The 10494-nt window shown below is 69.0% G+C and carries 11 protein-coding genes; 10 read left to right on the forward strand and 1 reads right to left on the reverse strand.

What is annotated here, in order from left to right; all coding sequences use genetic code 11:
- Positions 1-303: 303 nt before the first annotated feature.
- Positions 304-1011, reverse strand: coding sequence for a TetR/AcrR family transcriptional regulator (locus tag OF380_RS03755; protein ID WP_264049452.1), 708 nt, complete (start codon positions 1009-1011; stop codon positions 304-306).
- Positions 1012-1126: 115 nt separating this feature from the next.
- Here OF380_RS03755 and OF380_RS03760 point away from each other — a divergent pair, with 115 nt between their 5' ends.
- The 10 genes from OF380_RS03760 to OF380_RS03805 all read left to right on the forward strand — a co-directional run bounded on the left by OF380_RS03760 (position 1127) and on the right by OF380_RS03805 (position 10406).
- On the forward strand, positions 1127-2005 hold the full coding sequence (locus OF380_RS03760) for an FAD binding domain-containing protein (protein ID WP_264049453.1): 879 nt from the start codon (positions 1127-1129) through the stop codon (positions 2003-2005).
- Positions 2002-2505 carry a (2Fe-2S)-binding protein gene (locus tag OF380_RS03765; protein ID WP_264049454.1) on the forward strand — a complete coding sequence of 168 codons (504 nt, stop codon included), beginning with the start codon at positions 2002-2004 and terminating at the stop codon, positions 2503-2505. The genes OF380_RS03760 and OF380_RS03765 overlap by 4 nt, the downstream gene beginning before the upstream one ends.
- A complete protein-coding gene (locus OF380_RS03770) occupies positions 2502-4868 on the forward strand; it encodes a xanthine dehydrogenase family protein molybdopterin-binding subunit (RefSeq protein WP_264049455.1) in 2367 nt (788 codons plus the stop codon). The genes OF380_RS03765 and OF380_RS03770 overlap by 4 nt, the downstream gene beginning before the upstream one ends.
- 66 nt (positions 4869-4934) lie before the next feature.
- Entirely contained in the window at positions 4935-6182 is a 1248-nt protein-coding gene (locus OF380_RS03775; protein ID WP_264049456.1) for an ABC transporter substrate-binding protein, read from the forward strand.
- 27 nt (positions 6183-6209) lie between these two features.
- Positions 6210-7100 (forward strand): branched-chain amino acid ABC transporter permease, encoded by an 891-nt coding sequence (locus tag OF380_RS03780; RefSeq protein WP_264049457.1) that lies wholly within the window; start codon positions 6210-6212, stop codon positions 7098-7100.
- A 12-nt stretch (positions 7101-7112) separates the two neighbouring features.
- Positions 7113-8132, forward strand: a complete 1020-nt coding sequence (locus OF380_RS03785; RefSeq protein WP_264049458.1) for a branched-chain amino acid ABC transporter permease — start codon at positions 7113-7115, stop codon at positions 8130-8132.
- Complete coding sequence (locus OF380_RS03790) at positions 8129-8902, forward strand: ABC transporter ATP-binding protein (RefSeq protein ID WP_264049459.1); 774 nt, start codon at positions 8129-8131, stop codon at positions 8900-8902. The genes OF380_RS03785 and OF380_RS03790 overlap by 4 nt, the downstream gene beginning before the upstream one ends.
- Entirely contained in the window at positions 8895-9599 is a 705-nt protein-coding gene (locus tag OF380_RS03795) for an ABC transporter ATP-binding protein (RefSeq protein ID WP_264049460.1), read from the forward strand. Before OF380_RS03790 ends, OF380_RS03795 begins: the two co-directional genes overlap by 8 nt.
- A gap of 75 nt (positions 9600-9674) precedes the next feature.
- Positions 9675-10148, forward strand: coding sequence for an SRPBCC family protein (locus tag OF380_RS03800; protein ID WP_264049461.1), 474 nt, complete (start codon positions 9675-9677; stop codon positions 10146-10148).
- 93 nt (positions 10149-10241) lie between these two features.
- Positions 10242-10406, forward strand: a complete 165-nt coding sequence (locus tag OF380_RS03805) for a hypothetical protein (protein WP_264049462.1) — start codon at positions 10242-10244, stop codon at positions 10404-10406.
- Positions 10407-10494: the final 88 nt, after the last annotated feature.

A 10494-nucleotide genomic window follows, 5' to 3' on the forward strand; every position in this document is an offset into this window, starting at 1 on the left:
CGCCTGCCCCAACGAGAGGTGCGCTTTGTCAGGCGCGCTACGACCAGGAAGATCTCAAACCTGCAGGGTGTCGCCATCGCTTTCGCGCTAGGCGTGGCAACACTGCAGGATCTCCTGCGCCCTTATGTTCTTGAAGCGGCCCGTCCCAGAGCCACTCAACCGAACCGGAGAGCGCACGGCCGGATCGTGTCCCAGCCGTGTCGTAGGACTTCCTCGACGTCCTCTGCCGTGGACGCCGTTCATTACGGCCAGGACCCCGCATAGAGTCCAAACTTGTGCTTACAGACCTATACTCCGTAGAATTCAAGATTTTGCGGCATCCTTGACACTATCGATGAAGATCGGCGCCGCGCCCTTCAAGAATGCCCCGACGTCGTCGGCGATGACCTGTGAGAGGTCATCGGGGATTGGCCAGCCATAGACGAACTTACGGATGGCCAGGTAGAAGATTTTCCCGTGCAGTGCCCAGGCGGCCTCGGTCTCGCGCTCGGTCAGGGGCACGATCTCGGGAGTGGGAAGGTTCAAGTCTTCCCGCATCTCCGCGCAGATGGGGTGGATCACCCGGTCGCGGATGATGGCGAGGTAGCGGGGGGCGATGTCGTAGCCCTTCAGGCCCGAGAACACGAAGATCCGCACCCAGACGTAATCGAAGATCTTCTCGGCGTATTCTCGATAGAACCGCAGGATGCGCGTCTCGAGCGCCTGCGACCGGTCCTGCACCAAGCCGCCCCAGGCCGGGTTCCAGCGCTGGACGTAGACATGCTCGTAGACCCGATCGAGCAACGCTTCCTTCGTGGGGAAGTAGCGAAAGATCGCCGAATGCGTGATGCCGATCTCACGGGCCAGTTCGCGCGTCTGCCCGGCTAGGCCGTGCTCCGCGAAGAACTGTGCCGCCGCCTCGACGATCTGCTGCTCGCGCTGCGCGGCGGGCAAGCGTCGCCTGACGGCGGGCGCGGCCGCCTTCGCTTCATCGACGAACACTTCCGAGGCGCGGGCATCGGGAAGATCCATGCTTCGTGACCGCTTGGTTATTTCGCTTGACGACACCTTGGAACCCTGGATAGCTTGTAACCAACTGGTCAACAACGAGTGACCGGACCAAGATGCGGCCTTTGGGAGGACGCTGATGAAGGCTCGTGCCTTCGATTACCGCCGCGTGGCAAGCGTGGCGGAGGCGCTCGACGCCTATGCGGCCTGTTCCGGCGAGGCGCGCTACCTCGCCGGCGGCCAAAGCCTGCTGCCGGCTCTGAACCTGCGCCTCGACGCCCCGGATCTCCTCATCGACATCGGACGGATCGAGGCGTTGCGCGGCATCGCCATCGACGGGGAATCCCTGCGGATCGGCGCCCTGACCCGCCATGCGGAGACCCTGGCATCCCCCCTCATCGGCGCCCACGCACCAATCCTGACCCAGGCCGCTGCCTACATGGCGCACCCGGCGATCCGTAATCTCGGCACGATGGGCGGCAGCCTCTCGCTGGCCGATCCCGCCTCCGAACTGCCGGCCTGCATGCGCGCCCTCGGTGCCACCCTGGAGATCACCGGGCCCGACGGTGTTCGCGCCGTGGCGGCAGACGACTTCTTCCGGGATCTGTACGAGACGGCCCTGGTTCCGGGCGAACTTCTGACGGCGGTCCGTGTGCCGCTCGCCGCACCCGGGTCGCGGATGCACTTCTCCGAGATCGCCCGCCGTCGCGGCGACTACGCCATGGTGGGGCTCGCGGCGAACCTCGTGCTGGCGGACGGGATCGTGACCTCGGCCCGGTTCGGTTTCTGCTCGGTGGGGCCGACCCCCATGCGGGCCCCCGCGACGGAGGCGATGCTCACGGGACGCCCGCTCGACCCCGACGCCATCGCGGCGGCCCGCGCGGCCCTGGCGGAAGACCTCTCGCCGGACGACGACGACAGTCTCTCGGGAGCGGCCCGGATGCATCTCGCCCGCGTCCTGCTCGGCCGGGTTCTGGCGACCCTCGGTGACGGCCGCGTCGAGGCGGTGGCCGCATGATCGCGCCGCAGCCCCTCGCCGTGACCGTCAACGGATCCCCGGTCCGGCGCTTCGTGGAGCCGCGCCTGTCACTGGCCGATTTCCTGCGGGGCGACCTCGGCCTCACCGGCACACATCTCGGCTGCGAGAGCGGCGCCTGCGGCGCCTGCATCGTCAACCTCGACGGGCAGCCGGTCCATGCCTGCCTCATGCTCGCGGTGCAGGTGGATGGGATGCGGGTCGATACCATCGAGGGCCTGTCGGATGCCGGCGTCCTCGCCGATCTGCAGGCCGCGTTCCATGCGCGCAACGCACTGCAATGTGGGTTCTGCAGCCCCGGCATCCTGGTGGTCGCGCACGATTGCCTCGCGAGCTGGGACGCATCCGGCACGGTCCCGTCCCGGGAGGCGATCCGCGACGCGCTGTCGGGGAATTACTGCCGGTGCACCGGCTACGAGGCCATCGTCGACGCCATCGAGAGTACGGCCAGGGCCCGCCGCAACAGGGGGGTGGCGGCATGAGTGCCGTGGCCGACAGCCCGGGTGCGGGCCGCTACATCGGGCGTGGCCTGCCGCGCCCCGGCGCGAAACGTCTGCTCGCTGGACGGGGCCGCTACACGGACGACGTGGTGCTGCCCCGCATGCTCCACGCAGCCTTCCTGCGCAGCCCCTACGCTCATGCCCGGCTCGGTGCCATCGACGTGTCCGCCGCAGCCGTGATGCCGGGTGTCCACCGGGTGCTGACCGGTGCGGACTTCGCGCTCCTCTGCACACCCTGGGTCGGCACGCTCAGCCACTTCAAGGGACTGCGCTCGGCGCCCCAGCGCCCCCTGCCCACCGACAAGGTGGTCTGGGCCGGCCAGCCGGTGGTGATGGTCATCGCCGAGACCCGCGCCGAGGCCGAGGATGCCCTTGAGGTGATCGAGATCGACTTCGAGGAACGCGAGCCGATCGTGGACCTCGACGCCGCCCGCGCACCCGATGCCCCCCGCATCGACGCGGACGCACCCGACAACGTCCTGTTCCGCACCCGCATCGAGGCTGGCTCGGTCGCCGACGCCTTTGCGGAGGCTGAGATCGTCTCCGTGGACCTACGCTTCGGCCGTCACACCGCGGTGACGATGGAGCCGCGCGCGGTGCTCGCCGATTTCGACCCGAGCGAGCAGCGTCTCACGGTTCATCAATCGACGCAGACGCCCTACCAGTTCCAGGATCTCTACGCCCGCCATTTCGGCCTCTCGGAGGCCCGCGTGCGGGTGATCGCCCCGGATGTCGGCGGCTCCTTCGGGATGAAGCTGCACCTCTACCACGAGGACATGGCGGTGGTGGGCGCGAGCCTGCTCCTGAAGCGGCCGGTGAAGTTCACCGCAGACCGGATGGAGGCCTTCGCCAGCGACATCCACGCCCGCGACCACCGCGTGCGCGCCCGGCTCGCGGTGGGGCCGGACGGCATCCTCAGGGCGATCGAAGTGGACGACGTGACGGGCGTCGGCCCGTTCTCGGCCTATCCGCGCACGAGCGCGGTGGAGGGCAATCAGGTCGTGCGCCTGATCGGCGCGCCGTATCGGCTGACCGAATACCGCGCCGACCTGACGGTGGTGGCCCAGAACAAGGTGCAGATGAGCCAGTACCGGGCGGTCGGCCATCCGATCGCCTGCGCGGTGACGGAACGCCTCGTGGACCTCGCGGCCGACCGGCTCGGCCTCGATCCGTTCGAGATCCGGCGGCGCAACTACGTGACCGACGACATGTACCCGCACACCACCCCGAGCGGGTACCGGTTCGAGAAGCTCTCCCTCGCCACCTGCCTGGAGAAGCTCCACGACCTGATGGACTATCCGGGCCTGCGTGCGGAGCAGGCCGCGTTACGCGAACGGGGTATCCACCGCGGCATCGGCATCGCCACCTACGTGGAGATCACCAACCCGACGCCGGCGTTCTACGGGGTCGGGGGGGCCCACATCTCGGCGCAGGACGGATGCGTCCTTAAGCTGACGCCCGCCGGCGAGGTGAGTTGCGCGATCAGCATCACCGAACAGGGCCAGGGCAGCGAGGCGATCATCGGCCAGATCGTCGCCGAAGGCCTCGGCGTCGACCGCGATCACGTCCGGGTTCTGACCGGCGACACCGAAACCACGCCCTCCGGCGGGGCGACCTGGGCCTGCCGGGGCGCCGGTATCGGCGGCGAGACGGCCCTCCAGGCGAGCCGCAAGCTGAAGGGTCGTATCCTGGAGATCGCCGCCGCGATCCTGCAGGCGGAGCCCGGCACCCTCGACATCCGCGACGACGCGGTGACGGACGCGGACGGCACGCCCCGCATGACCCTGCGGGAGGTCGCCAACCTCGCCTATTACCGCTCGGACCTGCTGCCGCCGGACGTCTCCCCGGCCCTGACGGTGGCGCACCACTTCGCGCCGCGCGGCTATCCGTTCGCCTTCACCAACGGCATCCATGGCAGCCTCGTCGAGGTCGACGTCGAGACCGGCTTCGTGACGATCCTGAAGCACTGGGTCGTGGAGGATTGCGGGCGCGTCATCAACCCGCTCCTCGTCGACGAGCAGATCCGCGGTGGCGTGGTGCAGGGGCTCGGGGCGGCCTTCTACGAGGAGTGCCGCTACAGCGAAACGGGCCAGCTCCTGAATGGGTCGATGGGCGATTACCTCGTGCCGATGGCCTGCGAGATGCCCGACATCGTGATCGCCCATGTGGAGACGCCGACCCTCGACACCGAACTGGGTGCCAAGGGCTGCGGCGAGGCGGGCACCGCCGCCTCCAGCGGCGCGGCCCTGAACGCGGTCAACGACGCCCTTCGTCCCCTCGGCGCCGGCATCTCACAGCTTCCCATGACGCCCGAACGCATCCTGAGGGCGCTCGACGTGATCTGATCCATCCCACCCGGATTTCGCGACGCGGGCCACCTTCACGAGCCCGCGCGACGACAGGAGGAAACCATGATCGAACAGGGATCGCGACACGGCTCCGTCTCCCGCCGGACGCTGGTGCGTGGGCTGGCCGCCACGGGCACGCTCGCGGGCATCGGGATGCCCTTCGTCGCGCGCGCCGCTGAGGCGATCCGGATCGGTTTCCCGACGCCGGTCACCGGCCCGTTCGGCGCCGAGGCCAAAGATCAGATCCGCTCGGCCGAACTCGCCGTGAAGCAGTTCAACGAGGCCGGCGGCTTGAACGGCCGGATGGCCGAACTCCTGGTCCGTGACGACAAGCTCAACCCCGGCGAGGCCGCGACCCGGACGCTGGAACTCATCGAAAAAGACAAAGCACACTTCATCGTCGGTGCCTTGTCGAGCGCGGTTCAGCTCTCGGTCAACGAGATCACCCGTTCGCGAAAGGTCCTCTACGTGTCGATCAGCCAGTCCGACACGATCAACGAGGCCAGGGATTTCAGCCGCTACACCTTCCACGAGGCGCTGAACCCGCACATGACCACGGCGGCCGTGGCGAAACATGCCTTCAAGAAGGGGACCCGGGTGGCGTACCTCGCCGCCGACTACGCCTATGGCCACGAGATGCTGCGCGGATTCAAGCGCGCGGCGGCCGCCATCGGCGCCGAGACGGCGGGCGAGATCCTGCACCCGTTCGGCGCGCCCGATTACTCGACCTTCATGCCGCGCCTGCGCTCCATGCGCCCCGACATCCTGTGCATCTGCAATTTCGGGCGCGACCAGGCCAACAGCATCAAGCAGGCGAATGATTTCGGGCTGAAGAAGGCAGCCCGGATCGTGGTGCCGGTGCTGCTGCACAACCAGCGCCTCGCGGGCGGGGCCGACGCCTTCGAGGGCGTGGTGGGCGCGAGCAACTATTACTGGCGCCTCGAGGAGACCGTTCCCTCGGCGAAAGCCTTCAACGACGCGTTCCGGGCGGCCTACGCCAACGCGGTCCCGACGGATTACGGCGCCTACGGCTACACGGCCGTCCGCTCCCTGCTGATGGCCGTGAAGGCGGCCGGCGACACCGATACGGACAAGGTCGTCGCGGCCCTCGAAGGCCTGACCTACGACGTGGCCAAGGGGCCGGAGCGCTACCGCGCCTGCGACCACCAGGCGATCCAGTCCGTGCTCATCACGGAATCGAAGAAGAAGTCGGAGATGCAGGGCGAGGCGGACCTGTTCCGCATCCTGGAGGCCGAGGCCGGCTCCGAGGCCGCGCTGCGCACCTGCGACGAACTCGGCCACCGCGCCTGACCGGGTGCCCATGAGCAGGATCCGGCCATGACCCTCGCCTCCCTGGACCTCGAACTGATCGCGATGCAGCTGTTCTCGGGCGTGGCGCTCGGCGCCGTGTTCGTGATGCTGGCGCTCGGCCTGTCGATCATCTTCGGCATGCTCGGCATCGTGAACTTCGCCCACGGCAACTTCTTCATGGTCGGCGCCTACGCGGGCGTCTTCGTCATGGAGCGCACGGGCAGCTTCTGGGCGGCCCTGCTGGTCGGCCCGCTGATGGTCGGGGCGCTCGGCCTCCTGATCCAGCGGTATCTGATCCGCCCGCTGGCCGGCCGCTCGCCGGACGATCCCCTGCTGCTCACCTTCGGCCTCGGCTACGTGCTGGTGGAGGGCGTGCGCATCCTGTTCGGCTCGGACGGCCTGCCCTTCGCGACCCCGGAGGAACTGTCCGGCGTGGCCGATCTCGGGATCGGCTACTTCCCGATCTACCGGCTCTTCGTCGTGGGGGTGGTGGCGCTGGTGCTCGCGGCTCTCTGGTACGGGCTGGAGCGGACGCGGCTCGGGCTGATCGTGCGGGCCGGGGCCCGCGACCCGGAAATCCTGCGGGTCCTCGGCGTCGACATCCAGCGGCTCTGGCTCTGGGTCTTCGGCCTCGGGATCGCCCTCGCGGCCCTCGGCGGCGTCCTCGCCGCGCCGATGCGCTCCGTCAATCCGGAGATGGGCACCCTGGTGCTCGGCGAAGCCTTCGCCGTCACGGTGATCGGCGGGATGGGCTCGCTGATGGGATCGGTCGTCGCCGGCCTCCTTGTCGGAATCGTGGTCTCCATGACCGCGCTGGTCGCCCCCGAGATGGCCAGCATCGCGATGTTCGCCTTCATGGCCCTGGTTCTGCTGATCCGGCCGCAAGGCCTGTTCGGCAAGCCCGGCCTCGGCGTCTGAGGGAGGCCGGACATGCAGACCCTCGACCAGACCGTCGTCGTTGCATCCCCGGGCGCGGCCGAGCCGCGCCGCACGCCCCTCGCCCTCGAGGGCGCCTCGCGCTGGCGGGCACCGCTCTCGATCCTCGCGCTCGTGACCCTGCCGTTCCTGCTCCCCTCGCAGGCGCTCGCCGTCAACGTGCTGATCTACGGGCTCTACGCCGTCGGCTACAACCTGCTCTACGGCTATACCGGCCTGCTCTCCTTCGGACACGCGGCCTTCTTCGGCACCGGCGCCTACGTCACCGGGATCGCCATCGGCGCCTACGGCCTGCATCCGCTCCTGGCGATGGGTCTCGGCATCGTCACGGCCAGCGGATTGGCCCTGGCGGTCGGAACGGTCTCGATCCGCTCGCGCGGCATCTACTTCGCCATGGTGACCCTGGCGCTCGCCCAGCTTGTCTACTACGCGGCGCTCCAGGCCTCGTCGTGGACCGGCGGCGAGAACGGCCTGCGCGGCTTCACGGTCTCGACCATCGGCCTCGGCCCCGTCTCGCTCGACATCCTCGACCCGCAGGTCAAATACCTCTTCGTCCTCGCCTTCGTGGGCGTGGCCTTGGCGCTGATCTCGCGCATCCTGGCCTCGCCCTTCGGCGCGGCCATCGAGGCGATCCGGGAGAACGAGACCCGCGCCCGCGCCTGCGGCTTCGACGTGGAGCGCTCGAAGCTCCTGGCCTTCGTGCTCTCCGGCCTCTTCTGTGGCCTGAGCGGCGCGCTCTCGGCGATCCACCTCTCGATCGTGCCCCTCGACAGCCTCGCCTATCACACCTCCGGCATGGCGGTGGTGATGACGCTGGTCGGCGGCGCCGGGACCTTTTTCGGGCCCTTCGTCGGTGCCCTGGTGGTGCTCGTGCTGGAGGATGTGTTCAGCCTCTGGACGCCACACTGGCAGCTCGCCCTCGGGACCGTGTTCATCCTGTTCGTGCTCTTCCTGCCCCGTGGCCTCTGGGGCTCGGCCCTGGCGCGGCTCTCCTCCCGCCGGGGGCACTCATGAATCCGGGTCCGCAAGCTCCGATCCTCGAAGTCGAGGCGCTCGGTCGACGCTTCGGCGCCTTCACCGCCCTCGAGGATGTCAGCGCCGTCTTCGGCAAGGAGCGCATCACCGCCATCATCGGCCCGAACGGGGCCGGCAAGAGCACCCTGTTCAACCTGCTCTCGGGCGCCCTTGCGCCGACGGCGGGCCGCCTCCGCTTCGGCGGCCGCGACATGACGCGGGTGCCCCAGGCCCGCTTCGCCCATCTCGGCATCGCGCGTTCCTACCAGATCACCAACGTCTTCCCGCGCCTCACCGCGCACGAGAACCTGCGCACGGCAATGCAGGCGCGGACGCGCCGCTACGATTTCTGGAGCCGGCGCGACGCCCTCGCGGGCCTGGCCGAACGGGCGGACGCGCTGCTCGCCGATATCGGCCTCGCGAACCGCCGCGACCGCCCCGCCGCCGCCCTCGCCCATGGCGAGCAGCGCGCCCTGGAGATCGGCATCGCGCTGGCGAGCGACCCGAAGCTCCTGCTCCTCGACGAGCCCACCGCCGGGATGGGCCCCGAGGAGACGAAGGAGATGGTCGCCCTCCTGCGGCGCCTGGGCGAGACGCGCACGATCCTGCTCGTGGAGCACAAGATGAAGATGATCCTCGGTCTCTCCGAGCGGATCCTCGTGCTGCATCACGGCCGGCTCATCGCCGACGGCAGCCCCGCCGAGATCCAGGCCGACCGCGAGGTACGCCGCGTCTATCTCGGCCAGAGCAGCGGGTACGGGCATGCTTGAGATCCGGGGCCTCGACGCGTGGTACGGCCCGAGCCACGTCCTGCACGGCCTCTCCCTCGATGTCCGCGCGGGAGAGATCCTGGCCCTGGTCGGCCGCAACGGCGCGGGCAAGACCACGACCATGAAGGCCGTGATGGGCCTGATCCCGAAGGTCGGGGGCAGCGTGCGCTTCCTCGGCACGGAGCTGCTCGGCCGCCCGGCCCATGCGCGCTTTCCCTCGGGCCTCGCCTACGTTCCGGAGGACCGGCGCATCGTCCCGGGGCTGACCGTGCGGGAGAACCTGAAGCTCGGCCTCCTGCGGGCCCCGAAGACGATCAAGGAGGGCGTGGCGATCGCCGAGATCGCCGAGACCTTCCCGCGGCTGGCCGAGCGCCTCGACCAGGTCGCGGTGACGATGTCGGGCGGCGAGCAGCAGATGCTCGCCATCGCGCGCGCGATGATCGCGCGCCCCAAGCTCATCCTGCTCGACGAGCCCTCGGAGGGCATCATGCCGGTGCTGGTCGAGGAGATGGGCCGCCTGTTCGTATCCCTGCGCGCCCGGGGCGTCACGCTGCTCCTCGTCGAGCAGAACGTCGAGTGGGCCCTCAACCTCGCCGACCGCGCCGTCATCATCGACCAGGGCGCGGTCGTGCACGAGAGTTCGGCCGCCGCCCTGCGCGCCGACACCGAGATTCAGGATCGCTACTGCGCGGTCTGAGCGACCGTGCGGCACATCGCAGAGGCCGGAGCGCGCGGACCGCGGGCGCGACGTGTGCCAGCAGGGGAGGAACACATGGACATCACCGGCGAGTACAGGATCACGGCGCCCCGCGAGGCCGTCTGGGCCGCTCTCAACGACCCGGCGGTGCTGGCGCTCTGCATTCCCGGGTGCAAGGAACTCACCCGGGCCTCGCCCGAGGAACTCGCAGCCAAGGTCGCCCTGAAGGTCGGCCCGGTCTCGGCCACCTTCGCCGGCACGGTCCGCCTGGAGGATATCCGGGCCCCCGAGGGCTACACCCTAGTCGGCCAGGGCAATGGCGGCATGGCCGGCTTCGCCAAGGGGCGCGCCGTGGTGAACCTCGCGGAGGATGGCCCGGACACCATCCTGCGCTACGAGGCGAAGGCCGAGATCGGGGGCAAGATCGCGTCCCTCGGCGGTCGCCTGATCCAGGCCACCTCCCGCAAGCTCGCCGACGAATTCTTCGGCAAGTTCGCCAACCGCCTCGGCGTGCCCGACCCCGAGCCCGTAGCCCCTGCCCTTTCCTGATACGGGTGTGGCGACGACCCGTCGAAGGCGCGTCGCCGTCGATTCGCCGGTTCGCGGATTCGCGGATTTGGTGGAGCGGGACACGAAACAGCCGTGCCCACCGCAATCCACCAACTCATCGGCGGGCCGGTGCCAGGCACCGGCCTGCGCACCGCCCTCGCCGAGAACCCCGCCACCAGCAAGGAGACCGGCCGGAGCCGCCGTGCCGACGGCACGCATTCCCCGGCCTGGACTTCGAGCCAGGACCGAGCCCCATAAGTTGCTGTTCACGGAATCGTGCCAAAAAATAGAACTTAGAGTAGTTTTCTCTTTTTGCGTCGCAAAATTTTTTGACCAAGATATCCGT

It is taken from the genome of Methylobacterium sp. FF17 (assembly GCF_025813715.1).
Lineage (GTDB): Bacteria > Pseudomonadota > Alphaproteobacteria > Rhizobiales > Beijerinckiaceae > Methylobacterium > Methylobacterium flocculans.

What these genes read in the sequence shown, in the direction of transcription:
- OF380_RS03785 (WP_264049458.1), top strand. Translation starts at nt 7,113, where the DNA reads ATGCAGACCCTCGACCAGACCGTCGTCGTTGCATCCCCGGGCGCGGCC.
- OF380_RS03780 (WP_264049457.1), top strand. Translation starts at nt 6,210, where the DNA reads ATGACCCTCGCCTCCCTGGACCTCGAACTGATCGCGATGCAGCTGTTC.
- OF380_RS03775 (WP_264049456.1), top strand. Translation starts at nt 4,935, where the DNA reads ATGATCGAACAGGGATCGCGACACGGCTCCGTCTCCCGCCGGACGCTG.
- OF380_RS03755 (WP_264049452.1), bottom strand. Translation starts at nt 1,011, where the DNA reads ATGGATCTTCCCGATGCCCGCGCCTCGGAAGTGTTCGTCGATGAAGCG.
- OF380_RS03760 (WP_264049453.1), top strand. Translation starts at nt 1,127, where the DNA reads ATGAAGGCTCGTGCCTTCGATTACCGCCGCGTGGCAAGCGTGGCGGAG.
- OF380_RS03800 (WP_264049461.1), top strand. Translation starts at nt 9,675, where the DNA reads ATGGACATCACCGGCGAGTACAGGATCACGGCGCCCCGCGAGGCCGTC.
- OF380_RS03790 (WP_264049459.1), top strand. Translation starts at nt 8,129, where the DNA reads ATGAATCCGGGTCCGCAAGCTCCGATCCTCGAAGTCGAGGCGCTCGGT.
- OF380_RS03765 (WP_264049454.1), top strand. Translation starts at nt 2,002, where the DNA reads ATGATCGCGCCGCAGCCCCTCGCCGTGACCGTCAACGGATCCCCGGTC.
- OF380_RS03770 (WP_264049455.1), top strand. Translation starts at nt 2,502, where the DNA reads ATGAGTGCCGTGGCCGACAGCCCGGGTGCGGGCCGCTACATCGGGCGT.
- OF380_RS03795 (WP_264049460.1), top strand. Translation starts at nt 8,895, where the DNA reads ATGCTTGAGATCCGGGGCCTCGACGCGTGGTACGGCCCGAGCCACGTC.